The organism is Sphingobium phenoxybenzoativorans (assembly GCF_001757355.1).
GTDB classification, from domain to species: domain Bacteria; phylum Pseudomonadota; class Alphaproteobacteria; order Sphingomonadales; family Sphingomonadaceae; genus Sphingobium; species Sphingobium phenoxybenzoativorans.
Map to the genome: position 1 here is coordinate 1 of NZ_MINO01000034.1, position 23,227 is coordinate 23,227.

A 23,227-nucleotide genomic window follows, 5' to 3' on the forward strand; every position below is an offset into this window, starting at 1 on the left:
CGTGAAATGTTGGTCGTTTCGTAAGGGATTACCGGGCAATAGCCGATGGCGTATGGCGTCATCTTTTTGGTCTAATTCCCGATGCAATGAGAGCGACGAGTTGTTGCTCCTCCAGCTTTCCGTTAAAAAGCAACGGGAGATCGCCATTAGATTTCGAGCACATCGGAGTGCTTGCAGGCGACCCGCAATCTGTCGAAACCATCGGGCTCCGCAATGTCGAATGGCTGCTCGCGACGCAGATGGGCAAAGGCCTCATCGATGGGTGCGATCTCACTAGGCTTTGGGATCGACGATCATATTGGCGATCGCCATGGGCACTCTCCTTATGATAGTTGTTGGACATTTAGCAACCTATCAGCTGATACAGGCCTCGACAGCCCGACATCAAGGGCGCCGTACAATTCCCATCGCATGAGAGGTCCAGCGCGCTTGCGCTGGATCAAAGAGCAATTCATCATGAAACGATTGATGAGGGAGTAAATATGGCTGGCGCCACGGTACCAAAGCAAGGAGCGCAAGCTTCAACCGGCTCGGATACCCGGGTTTCGCTTTTGAATTCGGTTGCCGCACTCATGACAGAGCGCGGCACGATCGACGCGACTCTCAATGAGATTGCCGAGAGAAGCGGTGTAAATTCGGCGCTAATAAAATATTATTTTGGAAATAAAGACGGCCTTTTTCTGGAGTTGTTGCGCTATTCTATTGGCAAGGCGATCCAGGATCTGGAAGCACTGGTCCATATGAATCTCAGCCCAGTCGAGAAGATGCGTATCCATTTGAGCGGGGTCGTAAATGTCTATTTCCGGCACCCCTACATTAACCGGGTAATGCATCTGCTGCTCGCGACGAATGAGAGCGTGGGAAAGATCCTCTCTGAGGAACTCGTGCAACCCCTTGTGGCGGCCCAAGGCACCATTCTTGAAGAGGGACGATCGGCCGGTCTATTTCGAGAAATTGATCCGATGCTCTTTTATTTTCATGTGATCGGGGCATGCGACCACCTATTTTTCGGTCGCTATGCGCTGAAATATGCTTTCGAAATTGATGAGATCAATGATGAAATTCGCCAGAGATTCATAACTCAACTTTGCGAGATCGTGATGGTAGGCATTTCCACTCTCCACCAATAACCTCTAAATCTCTTTTGCGTGATATTATATCATCGAAATATTTGGAAGCGTCACACAGGACATTCATATATATGCTCACCTTCTCCTTAAATTTTGGCGTTGTTGCCCCCCAGAACGCATAACGCAAAAAAAGCCGCCCGAAGGCGGCCGAAGTATTAGGAGAGGATGCCTAAAAGGCCCGGATTTCATGGCGCCTCTCTGATTGTTATGCAAGTGCGAAATATGCAACTATAACTACGGGTGGCGCACTATACCAAAATGGCAGTCTCTTCATACCAGAATATAATGTCATACAAAGGCAAGTCCATCGGGATGTAGTAGCCACTTTCTGCCGAACGTCGCCGTTTTTTATACAAATTATGTTACGGATCGCCCGATTGCGACTATATCGCTGCCGGCATCGCGGCGACTTCACTTTTGCAGTGGGACCCCGCCGCCGAACTCGACGTTGCCGCCAGAAGATCGGCGATGGTCTGATGTCCTGGGATCAGAAGGGATAGGCCGGCGGGGTGCTCTTGATCGTGACCCACTGCCAGTCCGTGAACAACTCCCAATTGGCGGGCCCGCCGATGGAGGTGCCGTTGCCCGAGGCACCAACCCCTCCGAAGGGGTTCACGACATCGTCGTTGACAGTCTGGTCGTTGATATGCAGCAAGCCCGCGTGGAGACGCTCGCCGAGTGCGAGAGCGCGACCGACATCCCGCGAAATGACCGCCGCCGACAGGCCATATTCCGTGTCATTCGCCAACGCGACCGCTTCGTCGTCGTTTTCGAACGGCACGAGGACCGCGACCGGTCCGAAGATTTCCTCGCTGAAGGCCGTCATTGTGTGGCTGACTCCCTTGAGTACGGTCGGCGCAAGGAACAGTCCTTCCGACGTGCCGCCCGCGAGAATTTCCGCCCCCTCCGCCACTGACGTCTCGAGCACCGACAACGCGTGATCGAGCTGCGGCTGGTTGATAATCGGCCCGAGCGCGACAGTTCCGCTCATCGGATCGCCGACCGGCAACGCCCGGGCTTTTTCCGCTAGCTTTGCCGCGAAATCCTCGATGATCGACTTCTGAACGAGGATACGGCCTGCCGACATGCAGATCTGGCCCTGATGGAGATAGGCGCCCCAGGCGGCATTCCTGAGCGCCAGCTCGATGTCGGCATCGTCGAGAATGATCAGCGAATTCTTGCCGCCCAGTTCGAGCGAGACCTTCTTGAGGTGCTTGCTCGCATTCTGCCCGACCATCCGGCCGGCGTTGGTCGAGCCGGTGAACTGGATCATGGCGATGTTGGGATTGCTGCAGAGGGCTTCTCCCGCATCGCCCCGGCCGGGAAGGACCTGGAGCACGCCGGCGGGCAGTCCCGCGAGCTCGAACAGGCGTGCAATCACGAAGCCGCCGCACACCGCCGTGCGTGGGTCGGGCTTGAGAACCACCGCGTTGCCGACAGCCAGCGCTGGCGCGACGGCGCGCATCGCAAGGTAGAGCGGAAAATTGAACGGCGCGATGATCCCGACGACGCCAAGCGGGCGGCGCTTGGCGAGGCTGGTGCGTCCCGCCTCGCTCGGCAGCACGAGTCCTTGCGCCTCATAAGGCATGCCGCCGGCCAGCTGGATCGCCTTCAGCGACAGACGAAGCTCGAACTCGGCCTTGGCGCGGACGGAGCCGCTCTCGCGCATGATCCATTCGACGATCTCGTCCCAGTGCGCGTGACCGGTTTCGACCGCCTTCGGGAACACCCCCGCGCGCTGGTCCGGGCTGGCCGCAGCCCACGCCTTCTGGGCCTTGCGAGCAGAAGCAGCCGCGGTCGCGATATCGGAGGGGTCGGCCATTCCGATCTTGCCGATCACCTGGCCTGTCGCGGGCTCGATCACGTCGGCCACCGCCGGTCTCGCTGTCCACTCACCGTCGAAGATGGAACCGCTCAGATGGTTTTTAGTCAGAAATTTTGTCGTCGTCATAATGCATCTCCGATTGTCGAGGAGGCAGACGGAAGGCGCTCGCTGACGGATTCCGGTGCCGTGGTGTTGCATGAATTGAGAAAGCGGATGAGCGTGGTCGCGAGCGCTTCCGGCGCTTCAAGCGGCGCGAGGTGCGCGGCGTGAAGATGGACGGTTTGCGCCCGGGGGATTGCCTCGGCGATATGTTGGCCATGTCCCTCGAACGGCGTCGACGTGTCGAGATCGCCGGCGACCACCAAAGTCGGAGCCTCGATTTCCCTGAGCCGCCAATAGATGTCCATGTCGCGGATCGCGGCCGCGCAGCCGGCATAGCCATCATTCGACATGCGGCGCAGCCCTTCGGCAATATGATCGCTGGCGTCAGGGTCGGCCTTCCGAAATTCCGGAGACAGGAAACGCCCCAGCGCCAGATCGAGGATCGCCTCGGTGCCTCCGTAGCGAACCGCCTGCACGCGGGCCGTCCAGGCGCCCGGGTCCATCGTTGCGGAGGTGCAGATCGGGATGAGGGCTTCGACCCTGTCCGGGTAATCGAGCGCCAGTCCCATAGCCATCATGCCGCCCAGCGAGACACCAGCGACCGCCGTCCGCGCTACACCCGCATCATCGAGCACCGCGATGACATCATCGACCAGCATGTCGATGCTATAGTCGCCTCGGGGCGCCTCAGAGCGGCCATGGCCACGTGTATCCATCCGCAACACATGGAAGTCGGCCAGATAGGGCATGACGCGATCCCAGAGGTGCAGATCGGTTCCGATCGAATTGAGGAGGAGAAGCGGCTGACCTTCAGTATCGCCGGCTTCCTCCCAATGGAGCCTTATGCCGGGTCTCACGCATGTCACCATGAATTCAGACCTTCCGCGCGATCTGGAAGCTGGGAATGATTGCGAGTTGATCAAGGCAGTGCTCGCCAGCCGTCGTCAGCCATGATGCGAGCGCGATCGGGAAAGATGGTACACGGTGGCGCAACGGCGCACAGGGGCGTGCGATAGGATCTTTCAGCGAAGAGCGCTTTTTGCCCTGTAAGAGCCACTTGGCGGTATGTTTCGGTCCAGTGGGAAGCGCCTCGGTGGATACGATTGTTCTCATAGATATTCCAGGCTTCAGAAGCGTGCAGCTCGCGGGCATTGGGGCCGCCACGCGAGCTGCAACGGAAGGTGAGCGAGCGATGCCGGGTTCATGGCATCGCTCCTGAGCCATTCCCAGGGGGAGGGGGATAGGAACGACTCCTTGTACCAACCTCACTTACTGGTGCCGACTGTCGCCAGCACACGGGCGCAATGCCGAATGCAGACCGTAAACGAAAAGACCTTTTCGGTAATCGGCCAAACCATTTTGATATCAACCATCCCGACAAGCGATGGGTTGGAAGCGAACTCGCCGTCCCATCATGCATCGACAAACCGGACCGGTTCCCGGTCGGGCCGGTCACGACTTCGGCTGGACCATTGTCACGCACTCCGGACGCCGCTTCGATCAAGGTTTGTGCATGTTTTCCGGCCATTCACCTCGAGCGCTGACTAAAAGATTTTAGCGATGCGGATCTGGGCCCGTATCGCCTCGCGGAACCCGCCCTCGACATGAACCATGTGGCCCGCGCTACCCTCGACTTGCAAGCCCGGCGCGACGAACGTCTGCACGGCAAAGCGGACCTGCTGATTTTCGGTCTTCGTGCCGTTGTAGAGTCCATCGACATATTGGCGGCCGCCCCAATAGCCGGCATAGCCGATCGACGCCGAAGTCTTTGGCGACAGAGTGTAGCGCCCCCAGATCTGCACGGCGTCCGTGCGATGCTGCGTCAGGGTCTGCCGATCAACGCCATAGTCGTCATTATGGCCGTACCATGTCATGTCGCCATAGGCTTCGAGCGCAAACCGTCGCGCGACACCCTGCACGACGCCGACCTGCATGTCGTATGTGTAGCGATTGCCGCCGATATTGGCGGCTTTGTTGTGGCTATAGGTCCCGGTTGGCATCGAGACGATCGGCGAGAAGCCCACATAGGTGCCATGCACTGGATCGTCATGATGCACGAGCCACAGGGTCGCGAATGGCATGATGTCGCCGATCCCGCTTGAGCTTCGTAGCCTCTGACCGGCCGCGCGGCCGCTGTAAATCGCGCCGAACGGCACGATGATCTGCGGATCCGCGATGAACGGGCCTATCTTCACGAAGTGAACGAAACGGACGAGTCCGATGCTTGACCGGAGCTCAGTGTCGCTTCCCAGCAGGCCCACCCCGGGCACCTGGATCGCATCACGATCGGTGTAGGTGCCGTAGAGCAGCAACATATTGGTGCCAGGCTTCAGCGCGACGTAGTCGCCGGGATCCACATCGACTGCCGCGGCCGGGGTGGCCAGCGCAGTGGTAAGCAAGAACAACAATGCACTATGGCGCCAGCCCATCGATCCCTCCCTGGATATTTGGTTATTCAATGACCAAGCGAAGCGATCGAGGCAAAAACCTTTATGGTCTGGCCGATATACCCTTTCGGTATCAAAATACAATGCTTTCAATGAACTGGCGCCGGCGACTTCCCGCCGTGAAGCCTCATGATACCCTGGCGATATAGCAGATTATCGATAAGGTATTTCGAATGGGGCGGCGGCGCTTTTATTGAAAAGTCCGCCTGCCGATCAGCCCGTCAACGGGTCAGACGCCATCGGCGTAGAGTTCGCGTTCGGAATGCCGGGACGCGGTCAGGCCGGCAGGCAGTCGCGCGGATTGCCCGCGGTCGCTGGGGCGACCGCGAATGAGGATGACTGAGCATGACCAAGGAAAGCTACGACTTCGTGATCGTCGGTGCTGGTGCAGCCGGCTGTGTAGTGGCGAGCTATCTGGCCGAGCACACCGACGCGTCGATCGCACTCATCGAGGCGGGCGAGACCGATCGCGATCCGTTCATCCATATCCCCGCGGGATTCGCCAACATCCTCATCCATGACCGGCACGTGTGGAAGTATGAAACGGTACCGCAGCATGGGACCGTCCGCGCCTATCGCGCGGGCAGGGTGCTCGGCGGCGGATCGTCGATCAACGCGATGTGCTATGTTCGCGGCCAGGAGCGCGATTATGCCGCCTGGCAGAACGCCGTCGGCGACACCGGCCGCTGGTCCTATGCGGACCTCCTCCCCGTCTTCATGGCGCAGGAGGACAATGACACCTTCCACGACGACTATCATGGCGTCAACGGCGGACTGTCAGTCCAATTGCCCAAGGGCATCAACAAGCTGAATCAATATTGTTTGAAGGCATTCCAGGAATATGGCCTTCCCTACAATCCCGATTACAATGGCGAGAGCCAGATCGGAGTCTCGCCGGTCCAGTCTACGGTCGGCAACCAGCGCCGCTGCAGCGCGGCCGATGCCTATCTGCGGCCGCACCTCGCTTCGGGCCGGGTAACGCTCCTCACCGACAAGACCGTCACGCGCATCCTGATCGAGAACAAGCGTGCCGTTGGTGTTGAACTGCATGGTACGACTCCGGAACTCATCCTGGCGGGCGAGGTGATTCTATCGGCTGGAGCGATCCAAAGTCCGAAGATCCTGATGCATTCCGGCGTCGGGCCGGCCGAGCAGCTGCTACAGCATGGTCTTCCGGTCATCGTCGACTCTCCGGAAGTCGGCGAGAATCTCCAGGATCATCCGATCGTCCCCGTGCGCGCCTATGTGAAGGGCGATCTCGGCTACCAGATGGCGGCGCAAGGCCTTGGAAGCATGAAGGCCGGTCTGCGCTACCTCGTCACCAAGGACGGCCCGGCGTCGGGCAATGGCATCGAGACGGTGTCCTACTGGAATCCTTCCGACTTCACCGCCGATCCCACCATCCAGTGCTATCATGTTCCGATCATCTCGGCAGACGGCTTGAGTCCGACAGGCGATCGCTCCGGCATCACCTTCGAGCTTGTCGTCCTCCAGCCGAAAAGCCGCGGCTGGATCCGCCTGGCGGATGGCGATCCGACCTCGATGCCGCTCATCAATCCGAACTTCATCGGCGAGGAGGAGGATCTGAAGGCCGCCGTCGCATCCGTCCGCGCAATTCGTGAAGTGATGCGCCAGGAGTCGCTCGCGCCCGTGATCGAGGACGAGATTGAACCTGGCCCGCAAGCGCAGACGGACGCCGAGATCGGCGAGTGGGTCAAGCGCGTCGCCACGACGATGTGGCATCCGGTCGGCACCTGCCGGATGGGGGCGGACGAGCGCGCTGTCGTCGATGCACGTCTACGGGTACGCGGAGTTGAAGGCCTGCGGGTGATCGACGCGTCCATCATGCCGAACATCACGAGTGGCAACACCAACGCACCCACCCAGGCCCTCGCGCGTCACGCTTCTGCCATGCTGGTGGACGACGTCTTGCACCGGTCTACCGGACGGGCTCCCGGCTCGCCGCAGCCTGCGATCGTTCCTCCCGCCCAGACGCTGCCTGCCTGAAAGTCCAACATCGACTTGGCGCCGGCGATCCGCTTCCTCCGACCGATCGCAAACCATGGCAGTACACGAAATCAGGCCGTCCCCCTTGGTGGGCGCTGTCGACGTGACAAATGACAAAGGGAAGCGTCATCACCGTCCGCAAAAACCGCGCAGGAACGGTCGATCATCAGGAGGTGTCATTGCGTGATGAGAAAAAATCGCAGGGTTAGTGGAGGATATCGAAGGTCTATTCTCTTCAAGGGTTTCGGTGGTATCCGTTTTGATCCGGGAACAGCTCCGAGCGCCATGGAGGCGCATGAGGTGGTCGTCGATAAGTCTATGACCTCGTCGGAATTGCTTTGTTCCGCGCCGAAGAGCGAGCGCGATGAGTGACTTAAGGTCACTCATTGGCTCCTCGCCGATGGTCTCGGTGAGGCGAAGACATCTTCCCAGTACGCCCCCGATAACCCGAACAGCTTACGCGCCGCCAATCTTTTCAGACATGCACGTCTGGCCAGATAAATTCGAAGAGAAATGCTTTGCCTCTCGGGCGATGATCAATCGGCCTCCGTTGCCAACCATTCCCTGAGAAGGGTTGTCGTCTCTCCGGGATGCTCGAGAGCTGCCATATGGCCGCAGTCTCGAATGATATGCAATACTGACCCCACAACGCGATCGTGGATTTCTTCCGCGTGTGCGGGCGGCGTGATCCGGTCGCCGTCTCCAACGACGATCATCGTGGGCACCGCGATGGTGCTGAGGAGACCGGTCGAGTCGGGGCGGCTCATGATTGCCTGTTGCTGCCGAAGAAAAGCGTCTCCGCCAACGCGTTGGGCCATTGCGCGCATTTCGTCCGCCACGGTCCCTTCGACATGACTTGGATGCACTAGACTGTTCAGCAAGCGGCGGGTGACGCCCAGAAACTTGCCCCGCTGAAGGGATTCGATACCGGCGTGGCGCTGGGCAATCCGCTCCGGTGTGTCGGCGCGCGCGCTTGAATTGAAAAGGGCTAGGCGACGAACCCGGTGAGGCGCTCTGCGCATGATATCGAGCGCTACATAGCCGCCCATTGAGAGACCGACGAGGGAGAAGCGGGCAGGGGCTGCTGCAAGCGTCCGTCGCGCCATGTCACCGATATTGTCGTCCAGGGTGAGGTCAGCGATCATCGGCGCGACGTCGTCAGCGAGCGCGCCGACCTGATGGCGCCAGAGCGACTGGTCGCACAACAGGCCGGGCAGAAAGACGATAGGCTCGAATGATGCCGGATGCGTCGATCGGGAAGAGGAGGGCGACGGTCGCTCGAAACTTTGCGCGTGAACTACGGTACGTGCCATATTGACGACCTCCTGCATCTGCCGGTGGGCCTGTGGTCATCATATGTCCAATACATGATGGGTGTGATCCCAATAGCCTTAGAGCATGATGTGGAGTTGTGGCATATCTGTTCTTTCCTGACCGTTTTGGAGGAAAGGCATTTTGCCCGGACAGCATAGAAGCTTGGAAATGTGCAGCCGCCTCTCAGCCATGAGATCAGGGACCTTGAACAGAGATCGGTAGCCGTCCGTTGCATCCATCCCTCGCGGCGCTGCGCTGCCCAAGTCGGCAAGGCTTTCGGAAAAGGTTCGGGTGTGGAGATTATCGATGTGGCTGTCGCAGCTGCGCCGTAATGGCCACAGCGAAATCGAGTGACCCTACCCCGGAATTGCCACCGGCCAGAACGAGAGATCCGGCTTTTCATGGGCCGGGGTTAACCCCGGCCCATGAAGCGAATTCGGCCGGTGTCGAGAACCCCAGGGATGTGGAAGGTGCATCTTGCGCAGCTCTGAAGGCCCAAGCCGCCGTATAACTGCTTCCAGCGGTAATACGTCGCCTCCGAGAGGCCCATCTTCCGGCACACTCCGGCACCTGCGTGCCGACCTCGGCCTGACGCAGCGCAAACGCAATTTGCTCGCCAGTGAACTTCGACTTCTTCATGCAAAATCTCCAACTCAAATCAGCTTCGATTTTGACAGATTTCTCCCATTCCCGCTGGAGGCATTTTCCGGGACGGGGTCGAGCCCCCGCTGTCTCAATTGGCTTGCAGGGTGCAAGCCTAGTCGATCCCGGCCTTCTCCTTCCCTGAACTTGGCAGGCCACCGCCGTGCGGGAGTGGATACGGGTTATCTGGAGATTGAGCACGTCATAAGGATTGACGCTGCAGTGCAGCGTCAGGCATAGCCGATCACGGCAATGGATTCCTGCCGGGCTCGTCCGAGCCGAACCGCCCGCAAGGCTGATGATTCCTACCTGTCGCCGTCAGGCAACAAGGAGGAATTGTGCGCGCTACGTTTCGGAATCTCTTTCATACCCTAAACGTCGCTGCGTTCGTCCGCACGCGCCACGGCCACGCCATCTCGGTGCTTCGCTGGGGATTGATTCTCGTGCCGATGGCGCTGGCGGTCGGAAGTCTCTGCGCTGCCTTCCTGTGGAGTCTCGACGTCGCGACACGGACGCGCTTCGCGCATCCCTGGCTGCTGTTCCTGCTGCCGGCGGGCGGCTTCGCGATCGGGCTGCTCTACCAGTGGACGGGCAGGAGCGTCGAAGGCGGCAACAACCTGATCGTCGAGCAAATCCACGAGCCCGGTGGCGGCGTGCCGCTGCGCATGGCGCCACTGATCTTCATCGGAACCGTGGCGACGCACCTGTTCGGCGGCTCCGCAGGGCGCGAGGGGACAGCCGTGCAGCTCGGGGGAAGCCTCGCGAGTGCGGTCGCGCGTCTGGTCGGGCTCGATCCATCCGGCGTCCGCGTTCTGCTGATGGCCGGTATTGCCGCCGGCTTCGGGGCGGTGTTCGGCACGCCGCTCGCCGGCGCCGTGTTCGCGCTGGAAGTGCTCGCGATCGGTCGCGTCGAATATTCGGCGCTGGTGCCATGCCTGATCGCCGGTGTCGTCGGTGACTGGACCTGCCATATGTGGGGCATCCATCACGGCGCCTATCACATCGACTATGTTGCCGGCGTCGGTGGTGCGCTGACCGCGGAACCGCTGTTGCTGGGCAAGGCAGCGATCGCCGGCGTGGTGTTCGGGCTTGCCGGCCTCGTCTTCGCGGAGGCCAATCACAGCCTGGGCGGCCTGTTCAAGCGCCTCATTCCCTATGGTCCGGTTCGGCCAGTGGTCGGCGGGTTGATGGTCATCGCCTTGGTCTATCTGCTCGGCACCCGTGATTATCTCGGGCTAGGAGTTTGGTCCGCCGATCCCAACGCTCCCACCATCGCCGGCTTCTTCGGGCCGCCCGTCGACCATTGGAGCTGGCTGCTCAAGATCCTCTTCACCGTCGTGACCCTAAGCGCCGGCTTCAAGGGCGGCGAGGTCACGCCCTTGTTCTTCATCGGGGCCGCACTCGGCAACGCGCTCGGCGGGCTCCTGGGCGCGCCTGTCGATCTGTTCGCGGGGCTCGGCTTCGTGGCGGTGTTCGCGGGGGCGGCCAACACGCCGCTCGCCTGCACGATCATGGGCGTCGAGCTGTTCGGGGCGACCCACATCGTGCCGATCGCGATCGCGTGCTTCCTGGCCTATCTCTGCTCGGGTCACAGCGGCATCTATCTGTCGCAGCGGATCGCCGTCCCCAAGACGGGCGGCGGCCTGCTCCCGCCCGATACCACGCTGCGGGATGCCCGCGCGATCCGCCCGCAGCATTCACTCACCGATCTTTTCCCCTTCTCCCCATCCATCACCAGCGAAGGCGATCCCATGCCCCACACACATCAGGTCAATGCCAGCGAGATCGGCATGATCCGTATCTACCTCAAGCCCAGCGACAAGGCCGCCAAGGGCTCCGTGAAGACGCTTTGGGCCTCCAAGCCGCTCTACCGCGCCCTGGTCGCGCAGGCGAAAGCGGAAGGCGTCATGAACGCCGTCGCGCATCACACCCATTACGGCTTCTCAAACCACGGCCCGGTGCGCGAGCATGGCGCCGAGATCAGCGATCCGCATCTGACCATGTGCGTCGAGCTGATCGACCATCGCGACAAGCTCGAAGCCTTCTGCGCGGCACATGGCGATCTGCTGGCGAGCAAGGTGATCGTTTACAAGCATCTCGAGCATTGGAGCATCGGCCCCAGGGGTGTCGATCATGAGGATGCGACGCCCGAAGAGCTGTCGGCCGAGCCGGATGCCGCCGTCTGATGGGGCACCGCCGCTCGAGGTGAAGGGGCTCAGGACCGAAATCGGCGAGCAGGTCATCCATAAGGGCCTCGACCTGACCGTTAAACGCGGCGAGATCCTCGGCCTCGTCGGCGGCTCAGGTTCGGGAAAGTCCGTGCTGCTGAAATCTATCATCGGCTTGCTTCCGCCCGCTAGCGGCTCGATCCAGGTGTTCGGGACCGACATTCATGAGGGGCCGGAGGCGGAAATCGAAGCCGTCAAACGCCGGTGGGGCGTGCTGTTTCAGGCCAATGCCCTGTTTTCAACGCTAACGGTGCGGGAAAACATCGAAGTCCCGCTGCGCGAACACGCCCGGCTTCCGGACCAAATGCTTTGTGAAATCGCCCAGCTCAAGGCGATCCTGTCGGGTCTCCCAGCGGACTCGATCGACAAATTTCCCAATGAGCTGTCGGGCGGGATGCAGAAGCGGGCCGGCGTAGCTCGCGCGATTGCGCTTGATCCCGAACTGTTGCTGCTTGACGAGCCGACATCGGGCCTCGACCCGGTGATGGCCGATCAGATCGACCGTCTGATCCGCGATCTGGCGCATAGTCTCGGTCTGACGGTCGTGCTGGTGACGCACGACATCGACACGCTCTACACGATCACCGATCGGGTAGCGGCGCTTGCGGACAAGAAGATCGTAGCCATCGCGCCGGTCCGCGAGCTGGAAAAGTCCGATCATCCCTGGGTGCGCGAATACCTGCTGGGGAAGCGCTCGCGCGCCGGCACGCCGCTTGGCGTTGGCGACCATCGCTGAGCCGAGGGCTTGCACGGTGCAAGCCTCCGCCCTTGCCGATCGACGAGGCGAATATCTATATAGGGTTCGGGGATGGAGTTCCCCATCAACCGCCGCAAAGGCTGATAACTCCTACCAGAACGCCATTTCGCGGGCGTCGGTAGGTCTTGCCGCACTCCCGCAGAAGGGAGAGGGTCATGACCACTAAGCTGTTGGCGGTGATCGCCGAGGCCGCGACGACGCCGGCCTGTCTGGACGCGGCCGAGGCCGCAGCCCATGTGCTGAAGGATGCCACGATCGAGGCGCTGCATGTCGTCGTCGATCCCGAGCATATTGTCTGCGCGAGCGAGGAGCTGGCCTTCCAGCAATTGCGTGTCCGCTATGAAGGCACCGCCCAGGAGCGCGAGGCGGCGACACACGCGACCTATGAAGCCTGGATCGCCGAGCATCCGGACGCGGACATTCCGCTGCGCTGGAAGGAACGCATCGGCGCCGAGGAGGAAAATGTCGAGCAGGAAGCGCGTATCTTCGATGTGCTGGTCCTGGCGCGCCCGACCAACATGGACGGCGGCGACGCGCTCCACGCCGCCTTCAACCGCGTCAAGCATCCCTTCTTTCTGGTGCCCGCGAAATGGCGTCTTCAACCTGGTGATACTTTCGCTGAGCATATCGTCATCGCCTGGAACGACACATCGGCTTGTCTGCGGTCGCTCGAAGGCGCCTTGCCGTGGTTGCGCGTGGCGAGTGAGGTGACGCTGCTGCTGGTCGCCGAAAGCCGCGAGATTGCCCGTTCGGCCGAAGAGCTGCTCGGACTCGAAGGCATAGCTTTCCACGTCCGCCAAGTGCCGCGCGATAGCGAGACGCTCGGCGACCAGCTCGTTACCGAAGCGCACCAGCTCGGTGCCGATCTGCTGGTGATGGGCGCCTATCGGCACAATCAGTTCATCGAATGGCTGCTTGGCGGAACCACCCGCCATGTGCTCGCGCGCTTCGATCTGCCCCTGTTTCTCGCTCACTGACGAAGGATGGAGAAGATGCCCGAAGATCATGCCTATTTCGTGCGCCGAGCACAGGAGGAGCAGCGCTTGGCCGCAGAGGCCGATACGGCCGAGGCTAAAGCGTCGCACCTGAAGCTCGCCGAAGAATATACCGCCAGAGCGGCCGAGGTGGGCGAGCGGGCCGTAGGGAAGGCAGAGGGTGCCGCCCTGCAGCCCGACGAAACCGATCCCGCCAATATCGACCAGACCCGCACCGCCGGTCCAGCCAGTATCCGCGACCGCGACCCCCGACGAGGCTGGGATGAGGTCGATGAACAATCTGACGAGAGCTTTCCGGCAAGCGACCCGCCAAGTATCCCATGAAGGTCGATATGCCCGTAGCCCCTTTCGACCTGATTCTGGTGCTGGCAGTCATCCTCGCAATCGTTGGCGTCCTCGTCAGTGTGACAAAATCCAAGGGGTGACTGGATTAGCCTTGAGCGGAACGATCAATTCACTTTAAGGTTATCCGGAAGGGAAGGGCTCTTGCCCTGCCTTCGACATCGCTGGATGGGGATGGAGTCCCCCATAACCGCCGACAGGCTGATGACCCCTACTGCGTCAAACGCGGTGGGAGTGTGTCTTCGCCGCGCGGGCCGTCGGTAACGGCCCGATCCTGACACACGCCGGAACGGGCATAGCCCGAGCGGGTGCGGAGACGGTGAAGAATGACCCATGTGTGGGCGATTGCCGCGCTTTGGCTGGGGCTGGCGCTGGTCGCGACCCTTATGTCGATCTGGTTCAAGATCGCTACGGCGCTGTCGGAAATCGTGGTGGGCACCATCGCCCAGCTCATTATCGGCGCGGCCGTGGGCTCGGCAGTGCTCGGCACCCAGGAAAGCTGGGTGACATTCCTATCGGGGGCGGGCGCGATCGTCCTCACCTTCCTCGCCGGCGCCGAGCTGGACCCGAGCGTTTTCCGCACCAAATGGAAGGAGGCGACCGCAGTCGGTCTGGCGGGGTTCACGCTGCCGTTCGTCGGCTGCACGCTACTCGCCGTCCTCGGGCTGGGCTGGACGATGAAGGCCGCCCTGCTCGCCGGCGTCGCCATGTCCACAACTTCGGTCGCGGTCGTCTATGCAGTCATGCTCGAGTTCGGGCTCAATCGCACCGATTATGGCAAGACGCTGCTTGCCGCCTGCTTCATCAACGACCTGGTGACGGTGCTGGCGCTGGGCGTGATCTTCGCGCCATTCACCGTCAAGACGGCGATTTTCGCTGGGATCGCTGTCGTCGTGTTCGTGATCCTGCCGTGGCTGACGCCCCGCTTCTTCAAACTCTATGGCGATCGCCCCTCCGAGCTGGAAGCCAAGTTTCTGTTGCTCGCGCTGTTCGGCCTCGGCGCGCTTGCGACCTGGGCGGACAGCGAAGCGGTGCTGCCGGCCTATCTGGTCGGCATGGTGCTAGCTGGCACCGTAGGCAAGGATCACGCGCTCATTCGGCGGCTGCGCACGCTGACCTTCGGCCTGCTGACGCCCTTCTACTTCATTCGCGCCGGCTCGTTCGTCTCACTGTCGGCGCTATGGGCTGCGCCGATTGGCTTTCTCGTGCTCTTGATCGGCAAGATGGCCTCGAAGGTGGTCGGCGTCTATCCGTTGACGCGCTGGTTCGCGTCTCCGCGCAAGGAAGCGGCCTACACGACCCTGCTTATGTCGACGGGCCTTACCTTCGGAACGATTTCAGCGCTGTTCGGCCTCTCGCACCACGTCATCGACCAGAGCCAATATTCGATCCTCGTCGCGACCGTGATCGGCTCGGCGATCGTCCCGACATTGATCGCCAATGCCTTCTACCTGCCGCGACACCTGATCCCGCCTGAAGAGCCGCTTCCCGACGCGCAAAAGCCCGAAGCGGCGCCGCAGGTCGCGGCCGCCGTAGCAGGCCGCTCATGACGTCGCCGGCAAGGAGGTAAGTTCGATGTTCCACCATATCGTTCACGCCAATGATGGCTCCGAGAACTCCCTGACCGCGCTACGCACCGCGATTGAGCTGGCAGCGGTCGCGGACACCGGCCTCGACGTGCTGTTCGTCGAAGACATTGCGCCTCGAACCGGCATGATCGCGGACGTAACCGCGCATGAAACGGAGGAACGCCGCCATATCGGCAGGCACAAGGCGCTCGCCGAGCGGATCGCGGCGCGATCGGGTGTCACGCTGAAGACCCACGTCTTCACCGGCCATCCGGTCGGGCACATCGTCGCGTTCACACGCGAGGCCAAGGCCGATCTGCTGGTGATCGGCGCGACCGAACATGCCGATCTGTGGGAGCACCTGTTCGGCCGCCGCTCGGACCGCATGACGCACAAGGTGGATTGCTCGGTGCTCATCGTCCGCGAGGGAGGACATGATGCTGCGTGAGCTGCTCGCCCGCATGATCGAGGTCGGCCGGCTGTCCGTTGCGATCCGTTCCGAGCCCTCCTTCACCATCGGCGCGGTGCCGATCGACATGCCGCAGCTCGATGTCGCGATCCGGCTGAAGGATCGCTGGGCTGCCAATCTGCTCGCGCTCGACCCCGAATATCAGCTCGGGCAATGCTATATGGCGGGCTCGCTGGTTATCGAACGCGGCACGCTCGACAGCCTCATGGAGCTGATCGGGCGCAATTTGAAACGCCGTCCCGGCGCGGGTATCCTGGGCCGCGCCCGTGAGCTGACGGCCGCGCTGCGCGCCCGCACCAATTCCCTCGGGCGATCGCGCCGCAACGTCGCGCACCATTATGACCTGTCGGAAGCCTTCTACCGCCTCTTCCTTGACGAAGATCTCCAATATAGCTGCGCCTACTTCACCGATCCGGGCATGTCGCTCGAAGCGGCGCAGGCCGCGAAGAAAGCGCACATCGCGGCGAAGCTGGATCTGCAGCCTGGCGCGCATATTCTCGACATCGGCTGCGGATGGGGAGGCCTGGCGCTGATGCTCGCGCGCAGCGCCGACGTTTATGTCACGGGAATCACCCTCTCGACCGAACAGCTTCGGGTCGCACGAGACCGCGCCTCGGCCGCTGGCGTTTCCGACCGCGTGCGGTTCGCGCTCGCTGACTATCGCCAGGTGGCGGGCCGGTTCGATCGCATTGTGTCGGTCGGCATGTTCGAGCATGTCGGTGCCAAGCATTATCGGGACTATTTCGGCGCGATCGACCGGCTCCTGACCGATGATGGCGTGGCGCTCGTCCATTCGATCGGCCGCAAGGATCGGGGGCCGGGTTTCGACCGCTGGACGCAGGAGCACATCTTCCCTGGCGGTTATATTCCGGCCGTTAGCGAAGCCTTGGCGGCGCTCGAGGAAACCGGGCTGTGGTTGACCGATCTCGAAGTGCTGCGGCTCCATTATGCCGAGACACTGCGCCACTGGCGCCTGCGCGCCGCCGCCAACCGCCCTGCGATCGAGGCGATCTACGATGCCCGTTTTTATCGCATGTGGGAGTTCTATCTGGCGTCCTGCGAGATGGGCTTCCGCTTCAATGGGCTGATGGTGTTTCAGGCCCAGATTGCCCGCGACGTCGCCAGCCTGCCGATCACGCGCACCTACATCACCGAAGCCGAGCAAGGCTTGCATGGTGCAAGACCCCGACCGCAGCCGAAGCGGGCGCACGCCCGTCGCAAGGCGACCGCTCCTGAAACGGAGGCGGCGCAATGCTGACCTACGCATGGATCGCCGTCGGCGGTCTGATCGGCACGCTCGGCCGCTACTGGATCAACCTCGTCTTCACGGCACGCTTCGGCGAGGCGATGCCGTGGGGAACGATCTTCATCAACATAACGGGCTCGTTCGTGATCGGCCTGTTCGCCGCCCTCACCGAAACGGGCGGCCGCTGGCCGGTGCCGCCGGAAATCCGCGCCTTCATGCTGGTGGGGCTCTGCGGCGGCTATACCACCTTTTCCTCGTTCAGCCTGCAAACGCTCGCCCTCATCCAGACCGGCGAGCTGGGCCGAGCCCTCGCCAACATCCTCCTGTCCGTCACCGCCGGCGTGCTCGCGGTCTGGATAGGCTTCTCCGCGCCCGAAGCTCTGGCGCGGCTATTTCGGAGCTAAGCCCCATGAAGATTCTCGCCATCGTCACCGAAGCCGCCACCGCTCGCTCCTGCCTCGACGCCGCCGTTGTTGCGGCGAAGGTCGACAAGTTCGCCCGGATCGAGGCGCTGCATGTCGTCGTCGATCCCGACCAGCTCGTCTCCTCGACCGAGGAAGTCCAGATCCAGCGCCTCCGGGAGACGGCCGAGGGCACCGCCAGCGACAAGGCGATGGCCGCGCAGGCAGCATTCGTTGCATGGAACGCCGGCACCGCCGACGACACGCCCCGCGTCGAATGGAAAGCGCCGGCAGGAGCCGAGGAGGCGACGATCGTCGAAGCAGCCGGCGACGCCGACCTCCTTGTGCTGGTGCAGAGCCAAGATCTCGACAGCGGCGACGCGCAGCACGCCGCGATCCGCGAGACGGGCAAGCCGCTCTTGCTGGTGCCGGCGGATTGGACGCCCCGACCGCCCGCCTTCGCGCACATCGCCGTGGCGCTGAGCGACACGCCGGTCACGGACGATGCTATTCAGGGCGCGATGCCGTGGCTGCGCGCCGCCGACACGGTGACGGCGATCCGAATCGACGCCGAACAGGATCATGCCCTCACCTTGGCCGACAGGCTGCAGGAAATGGGCATAGACGCGCAATTGCGCGTGGTCGCGCCTTCAGGGCATGATCGGGGCGCGCAGATCGTCAAGGAGGCAGAGGCGATCGGGGCCGACATGCTGGTGGCGGGTGCCTATCGGCACAGCCAGCTCGTCGAATGGCTCCTGGGCAGCACCACGCGGCAAATGCTGCGCAACACCGCTCTGCCGCTGTTCCTGGCGCACTGATGGGGGCGCCCATCAGCCTCGTCGTCGTGCGTCATGGCGAGAGCGCGACCAATGCGGCCAATGTCTTCACGGGCTGGAGCAATCCGCCGCTGACAGCGATCGGCCGAGACGAGGCAGCGCGGGTCGCCCATCGGATTCGGGAGGCGAGGCTGGCGCCCTCGCGCATCTTCAGCTCGCCGGCGTCTCGCGCGACGGAGACGGTCGCGATCATCAAGGAAGTGCTGGAAGCAACCGAAACGCCCTTGACGCATCTGCCGGCGCTCAACGAGCGCGATTACGGCACGCTGACGGGCCGCAACAAGGATGAGGCCGTAGCCGAGGTCGGCGCCGCTCAGATACGGCTCTGGCGGCGTTCCTACGCCGAGGCGCCGCCGGAAGGGGAGAGCCTGCGCGGTACCGCCGCGCGCGTGCTTGCGGCTTATGTCCACGTCCTCTTGCCCGCCGCGATGGCTGGCGGAACCACGCTTGTCGTCTCCCAAGGCAATACGCTGCGAGCGCTGTGCATGGCGCTCGACGGCCTCGACGCCGCCGCGATCGAGAGTTTCGACCTCTCGACCGGGGCTACCATCCACTATGCGATCGGCGAGACGACGGCGATCGTCCGCCGCGCGCTCCTCGCCTGATCGGAACCGCCATGATCCCCAGCACCCGCATTGCCAGTCTTCACGGCCGCGAGATCCTCGACTCGCGCGGCAACCCGACGCTCGCCGTCACTGTTATTCTCGAAAGCGGCATCGAAGCGACCGCAGCGGTGCCGTCCGGTGCCTCGACCGGCGCCAACGAGGCTGTGGAACTGCGCGACGGCGACAGCGCCCGTTTCGGCGGCAAAGGCGTCTTGCAGGCCATAGGCCGCGTCGAAGGGCCACTTGCCGCCGCCCTGCAGGGCTATGACGTCTGCGATCAGGCCACGCTCGATCGCGCCATGATCGCGCTCGATGGCACGCCCGACAAGGCCCGGCTCGGGGCGAATGCCATCCTTGGCGTCTCGATGGCGGCCGCCCGCGCCGCGTCGGCGGTGCAGGGGGTGCCGCTCTACGAGCAGCTTGGCGGCGGTTCGGCGGCGCAAATCCTGCCCGTGCCGGCGTTCAACGTCATGAACGGCGGCAAGCACGCCGAAAGCGGCATCGACTTCCAGGAGTTCATGATCGTGCCGGCGGGCGCGCCGAGCTTCGCCGAGGCGCTGCGCTATGGCGCTGAAACCTACGCGGCGCTCCGCGAGATCCTCCATCAGGAGAAGCTGCGCACAAGCGTGGGCGACGAGGGCGGTTTCGCGCCGGGGTTCGATGCGCAGGCAATTCACGCTTCGCTGAGCCTCATCGTCAAGGCGATCGAGAAAGCCGGTTATCAGCCGGGAGAGGACATCGCGATCGCGCTTGACCCTGCCGCCTCATCATTCCGATCCGGCGACTGTTACGATGTCAGACCCTCCAGCGGCGGGCCCTTCGATCGTGCTGGCCTGCTCGCATTCTACGAGAAGCTCATCGGCGAGTTTCCGATCGTCTCGATCGAAGACGGCTTCGCCGACGACGACTGGCAGGGCTTCGTCGACCAGATGGCCGCGCAAGGTGGCCGGATTCAGGTCATGGGCGACGACATCACCGTCACAAACGCAAAGTTCATCAGGCAAGCGATCGACCGCAAGGCGATGAACGCGGTCCTCATCAAGCTCAACCAGATCGGCACTGTCACCGAGACGGTCGACGCGGCGAAGCTCTGCCACCAGGCTGGTTGGTGCACGATGGTCTCCCATCGCTCCGGCGAGACCAATGACGACTTCATCGCCGATTTCGCGGTGGCAATCGGCGCGGGGCAGATCAAGTCCGGCGCACCCTGCCGGGGCGAACGTCTCGCAAAATACAACCGGCTTCTCGAAATCGAACGCGCGCTTGGCGGCCGAGCCGTCTTCATCAATCCGTTCACCCGCAAATGAAAGGCGGCTACCCATGAAACTCATTCTCGTGCGCCACGGTCATGTCGAAGGCATCAAACCCGAGCGCTTTCGGGGCCGCAAGGAAGTCCCTTTGACGGAGCTGGGCCGGCGACAGGCGGCCGCTACTGCAGAACGGATCGCGGCCGAATGGAGGGTCGATGCCGTGTTCACCAGCCCGATGGGTCGATCCGCGGACACAGCGCGGGCCATCGCCGATCGCTACAGCCTGGTCCCGCAGCCGCTCCCGGAGCTGCTCGACTTCGATTATGGTGAGTGGAGCTGGAAGACGCATGAAGAGGTCCAGCAGACGTCTCAGGCTCTCTACGATCTGTGGTTCAGCGCGCCGCATCTGGCCCGCATACCCGGCGGTGACACGCTTCAGGCGCTTGCGCTGAGAACCGCCGATTCCCTCCGGCTCATGCTGGAAGCCCATCCCGGCGAGACGGTGGTGGCGGTCGGCCACGACAGCGTAAATCGTGCCCTGCTGCTGCAACTGCTTGACCTGCCGCTATCGGGCTATTGGCGTCTGCAGCAACATCCGGCCTGCATCAACGAAATCGACATCGACACCAAGGTAGCGGTCCAGCGGATCAACGAGCATGTCCACCTGCTCGGTCTGTCGGAGGAAGAACCGGCATGAGCGGGGAACGATCTTCGACCGAGCCTCTCAACAGTTCTCTGCTGTCCGCCCTTCGGCGGGCGGTGCTCATCGTCGCGCTGCTTAATCTGGCGTATTTCGGCGTCGAGTTCGCGGTCGCGCTCCGCATCGGATCGGTGTCGCTCTTCGCAGACAGCGCCGACTTCTTCGAGGACGCCGCCGTCAATTTCCTTATCGTGGCGGCCCTGGGATGGAGTGCCGCGCGGCGCGCGCGCGTGGGCATGTTGCTTTCGGCAATCCTGCTGGCGCCTGCAATCGCCTTCTTGTGGACGCTGTGGCACAAGCTCAGCGCTCCTCTTCCACCCGACGCCATAGCCCTTTCTGCCACCGGCCTCGGCGCCCTGCTGGTGAACCTGATCGCGGCCTTCCTGCTCGCCCGCCATCGGCGGCGGGGCGGCAGTCTTGCCAAGGCAGCCTGGCTGTCAGCACGGAACGATGCCCTTGCAAACGTCGCGATCATTGTCGCTGGCCTCGTGACACTGAGAGTTCATTCGCCCTGGCCGGACATCATTGTCGGCATCGGCATCGCGATCATGAATCTCGACGCGGCCCGCGAAGTCTGGATGGCGGCGCGGGAGGAGCATCTGCTTTCCCAAGCCGAGCCGTGATACGCGACCGTCGCATCGCTTTATGGGCACCTTGAAGCTCTGGCTCGCGATAGGCTGTTGTTCGCGCCGATCGGCGCGCTCATGGCGACGATCATCCCATATCGCGAATATAGCCAACATCAGCTTCCCAAGGGCTGCGTCGTTCGCGAGGTGGCCGGCGCGGTTGCCGCGCACGGTCGGGGAAGCCGAAGCAATGCGGGACACGCCCAAGGCGCGGGCGCTGACCGCGCCTGATGGGGTCGAAGCCGTCAGAGGCCAAGGAACGGGCCGGGACGTCATCGCCTGCGGCGGTCGAGCGCGCCGACGCGTTGGTGAAGGTCCACTCCGAAAAGGTTCTCGGTCGGGCGCGGATGCAGCTCTATGAGCCGATTGGCCGTCCCGATGCGCAGGAAGTCGAACAGCTCTCCGTCGTCTGCGGCGTACTCATGCAGTGCGGCTACCGTTCGTGAGGGGCTGCGATGGAATGGGACGTTAGTTCAAGGGCTCACCATCCGGGCCGCGGCCGGTCATCATATACCATTGCTCGAGCGTCGTCGGCGCGCCGATCAGGCGCTCGATGGCTTCGCAAGTCGAATAGGCCGCGTCATATTCCTGGTGCTCGTCGAGAATGTTCAGCGCGCGCTCAAGCAACTCTTTGGCTTCCGCCAGTTTTTCGGTCAGCACGCGCTCCGCAAGATAGGTCATATGTCACCCCTGCTCTTAATCTACCGCAAGTGGTTGTGCTGGGCACGAGGAGAAGTTCCCATTTTGGGAGGATCATGCGCGCGATGTCTGCAGTCTCAAGGTCGGCCTCCTCACGGCCTCGGCCGATCCCCTAGTGTGACGCAGTTTTAGTGCCTTGCCAGCAAAGAGCCGGGCCATCTTGCTATGGGCCAGGATCGCTTCGGTGCACGTCGCGCGCACCGCAGCGCCGCAGCGCCGGATGTCGCGGTCGAACTGTGACCTGCAAAAGGAGTTTGAAATGTTGTGCCGCGACTCCTGCGGATCGCCGAGATAGGGGCAACGTGGGAGGGCGCATATTCGCATAAGGTTGCCAGGAGAGGTGATGTCCTCCGCTCAACCCAAGAGGACGCGTAGGGTCGGACCAATGTCGCGACCCCGTCCTGCGTCACTCGTCAAACGCGATCATTGTCCGCGGAGCCCTGCTCGCGACCACTACGGGCGCCGCGGCCTGTCTAGCCGCTCGCCGCAATCTGCTAGCTGGCCGTGGACATCGCACCCGCCGGCGGATGACTAAGTGGCCGGGGCATGGATGGGTAGAATTTTCCGTCACGCTCGCCCAGTCTTCGCCGTGCCGCGCGCTGCACGGTTCTCACCGATTCGCGCGCGGAGGCGATGTTGCTTTGGGTCTGGAGGCCGGCAGATGGCGCAACGTGCGATGTGGTCACACAGGCGATCCCGCCGCGATCCGCCAAATCATGTTAACCAAAATACTTCGGATTGTGTGAACTATGCATAAGATAACTATCCCATTTTTTATTTGATAATTGTAAATATATCTTAAACTGGAATTGTATATGTTTAGATATGTAAATATCATTTAATCGCATCTTCTTTTGTGTTCCTGACGAGGAGGGCTGCTATTATCTGGCCGGGAAGGGTGACATTCCGTGATCCACTCGTGGCGGAAATGGCGAGATACTGGCAAAAATGGGCGATCGAACACCGATCATTTACTTCGTTGCTGCACAGCTTCTCAATGAATTCACGTCGGATCCCTGGACGAGCGGGCTACCGCTA

The 23,227-nt window shown here is 62.2% G+C and carries 21 protein-coding genes, 2 pseudogenes and 3 riboswitches; of the genes and pseudogenes, 17 read left to right on the plus strand and 6 right to left on the minus strand.

Going from position 1 to position 23,227, the window contains the following annotated elements; translation table 11 throughout:
- Nucleotides 1-482: 482 nt before the first annotated feature.
- Nucleotides 483-1,130 carry a TetR family transcriptional regulator gene (locus BHQ40_RS15165; RefSeq protein ID WP_083276956.1) on the plus strand — a complete coding sequence of 216 codons (648 nt, stop codon included), beginning with the start codon at nt 483-485 and terminating at the stop codon, nt 1,128-1,130.
- Nucleotides 1,131-1,617: 487 nt separating this feature from the next.
- Here the strand turns inward: BHQ40_RS15165 and BHQ40_RS15170 are convergent, their stop codons facing one another.
- The 3 genes from BHQ40_RS15170 to BHQ40_RS15180 form a co-directional block, all read right to left on the minus strand.
- On the minus strand, nt 1,618-3,081 hold the full coding sequence (locus tag BHQ40_RS15170; protein WP_070156702.1) for a benzaldehyde dehydrogenase: 1,464 nt from the start codon (nt 3,079-3,081) through the stop codon (nt 1,618-1,620).
- Entirely contained in the window at nt 3,078-3,914 is an 837-nt protein-coding gene (pcaD, locus tag BHQ40_RS15175) for a 3-oxoadipate enol-lactonase (RefSeq protein WP_253183375.1), read from the minus strand. The genes BHQ40_RS15170 and pcaD overlap by 4 nt, the downstream gene beginning before the upstream one ends.
- A 687-nt stretch (nt 3,915-4,601) precedes the next feature.
- Nucleotides 4,602-5,486, minus strand: a complete 885-nt coding sequence (locus tag BHQ40_RS15180) for a transporter (protein WP_070156703.1) — start codon at nt 5,484-5,486, stop codon at nt 4,602-4,604.
- A 363-nt stretch (nt 5,487-5,849) separates the two neighbouring features.
- On the opposite strand from BHQ40_RS15180, the gene BHQ40_RS15185 reads away from it, so the two are divergent.
- Complete coding sequence (locus BHQ40_RS15185) at nt 5,850-7,511, plus strand: GMC family oxidoreductase (protein ID WP_083276958.1); 1,662 nt, start codon at nt 5,850-5,852, stop codon at nt 7,509-7,511.
- Between the two features lie 536 nt (nt 7,512-8,047).
- Here BHQ40_RS15185 and BHQ40_RS15190 read toward each other — a convergent pair.
- Nucleotides 8,048-8,824, minus strand: a complete 777-nt coding sequence (locus tag BHQ40_RS15190) for an alpha/beta fold hydrolase (protein ID WP_234419342.1) — start codon at nt 8,822-8,824, stop codon at nt 8,048-8,050.
- Nucleotides 8,825-9,300: 476 nt separating this feature from the next.
- Nucleotides 9,301-9,464: pseudogene (locus BHQ40_RS25205) on the minus strand (transposase); the annotation flags it as partial.
- 242 nt (nt 9,465-9,706) lie between these two features.
- Nucleotides 9,707-9,782, plus strand: a riboswitch (Fluoride riboswitch).
- A 23-nt stretch (nt 9,783-9,805) separates the two neighbouring features.
- Between BHQ40_RS25205 and BHQ40_RS15195 the strand changes: the two are divergent.
- The 15 genes and pseudogenes from BHQ40_RS15195 to BHQ40_RS15260 all read left to right on the plus strand — a co-directional run.
- Nucleotides 9,806-11,158 (plus strand): annotated as a pseudogene (locus tag BHQ40_RS15195) (voltage-gated chloride channel family protein); the annotation flags it as partial.
- Between the two features lie 99 nt (nt 11,159-11,257).
- Nucleotides 11,258-11,653: a DUF190 domain-containing protein gene (locus tag BHQ40_RS26950; protein WP_354321353.1), complete on the plus strand. Its 396-nt coding sequence runs from the start codon at nt 11,258-11,260 to the stop codon at nt 11,651-11,653.
- The gene (locus BHQ40_RS15200) at nt 11,640-12,431 is read left to right on the plus strand and encodes an ABC transporter ATP-binding protein (RefSeq protein ID WP_199857382.1); all 792 of its coding nucleotides are present in this window, start codon (nt 11,640-11,642) and stop codon (nt 12,429-12,431) included. The genes BHQ40_RS26950 and BHQ40_RS15200 overlap by 14 nt, the downstream gene beginning before the upstream one ends.
- Nucleotides 12,432-12,490: 59 nt before the next feature.
- Nucleotides 12,491-12,552, plus strand: a riboswitch (Fluoride riboswitch).
- 55 nt (nt 12,553-12,607) lie between these two features.
- Nucleotides 12,608-13,429, plus strand: a complete 822-nt coding sequence (locus BHQ40_RS15205) for a universal stress protein (RefSeq protein ID WP_083276961.1) — start codon at nt 12,608-12,610, stop codon at nt 13,427-13,429.
- A 15-nt stretch (nt 13,430-13,444) separates the two neighbouring features.
- Complete coding sequence (locus BHQ40_RS26525) at nt 13,445-13,771, plus strand: hypothetical protein (RefSeq protein WP_070156705.1); 327 nt, start codon at nt 13,445-13,447, stop codon at nt 13,769-13,771.
- Between the two features lie 179 nt (nt 13,772-13,950).
- Nucleotides 13,951-14,010, plus strand: a riboswitch (Fluoride riboswitch).
- A 105-nt stretch (nt 14,011-14,115) separates the two neighbouring features.
- Nucleotides 14,116-15,339 carry a cation:proton antiporter gene (locus tag BHQ40_RS15215; protein ID WP_070156706.1) on the plus strand — a complete coding sequence of 408 codons (1,224 nt, stop codon included), beginning with the start codon at nt 14,116-14,118 and terminating at the stop codon, nt 15,337-15,339.
- A 25-nt stretch (nt 15,340-15,364) separates the two neighbouring features.
- Nucleotides 15,365-15,805: a universal stress protein gene (locus BHQ40_RS15220; protein ID WP_070156707.1), complete on the plus strand. Its 441-nt coding sequence runs from the start codon at nt 15,365-15,367 to the stop codon at nt 15,803-15,805.
- The gene (locus BHQ40_RS15225; protein WP_216094890.1) at nt 15,792-17,084 is read left to right on the plus strand and encodes an SAM-dependent methyltransferase; all 1,293 of its coding nucleotides are present in this window, start codon (nt 15,792-15,794) and stop codon (nt 17,082-17,084) included. Before BHQ40_RS15220 ends, BHQ40_RS15225 begins: the two co-directional genes overlap by 14 nt.
- Nucleotides 17,078-17,476 (plus strand): fluoride efflux transporter CrcB, encoded by a 399-nt coding sequence (gene crcB, locus BHQ40_RS15230; RefSeq protein ID WP_070156709.1) that lies wholly within the window; start codon nt 17,078-17,080, stop codon nt 17,474-17,476. Before BHQ40_RS15225 ends, crcB begins: the two co-directional genes overlap by 7 nt.
- A 5-nt stretch (nt 17,477-17,481) precedes the next feature.
- A complete protein-coding gene (locus tag BHQ40_RS15235) occupies nt 17,482-18,291 on the plus strand; it encodes a universal stress protein (protein ID WP_083276962.1) in 810 nt (269 codons plus the stop codon).
- Nucleotides 18,291-18,914 (plus strand): 2,3-bisphosphoglycerate-dependent phosphoglycerate mutase, encoded by a 624-nt coding sequence (locus BHQ40_RS15240; RefSeq protein WP_070156710.1) that lies wholly within the window; start codon nt 18,291-18,293, stop codon nt 18,912-18,914. The genes BHQ40_RS15235 and BHQ40_RS15240 overlap by 1 nt, the downstream gene beginning before the upstream one ends.
- Before the next feature lie 11 nt (nt 18,915-18,925).
- The gene (gene eno, locus BHQ40_RS15245; RefSeq protein WP_070156711.1) at nt 18,926-20,221 is read left to right on the plus strand and encodes a phosphopyruvate hydratase; all 1,296 of its coding nucleotides are present in this window, start codon (nt 18,926-18,928) and stop codon (nt 20,219-20,221) included.
- 13 nt (nt 20,222-20,234) lie between these two features.
- Complete coding sequence (locus BHQ40_RS15250) at nt 20,235-20,861, plus strand: histidine phosphatase family protein (RefSeq protein ID WP_070156712.1); 627 nt, start codon at nt 20,235-20,237, stop codon at nt 20,859-20,861.
- Nucleotides 20,862-20,923: 62 nt separating this feature from the next.
- Entirely contained in the window at nt 20,924-21,487 is a 564-nt protein-coding gene (locus BHQ40_RS15255) for a cation efflux transmembrane domain-containing protein (protein ID WP_253183376.1), read from the plus strand.
- Between the two features lie 233 nt (nt 21,488-21,720).
- A complete protein-coding gene (locus tag BHQ40_RS15260) occupies nt 21,721-21,936 on the plus strand; it encodes a hypothetical protein (protein WP_070156714.1) in 216 nt (71 codons plus the stop codon).
- A 22-nt stretch (nt 21,937-21,958) separates the two neighbouring features.
- On the opposite strand, the gene BHQ40_RS15265 is transcribed toward BHQ40_RS15260, so the two are convergent.
- Nucleotides 21,959-22,171, minus strand: coding sequence for a hypothetical protein (locus tag BHQ40_RS15265; RefSeq protein ID WP_070156715.1), 213 nt, complete (start codon nt 22,169-22,171; stop codon nt 21,959-21,961).
- Nucleotides 22,172-23,227: the final 1,056 nt, after the last annotated feature.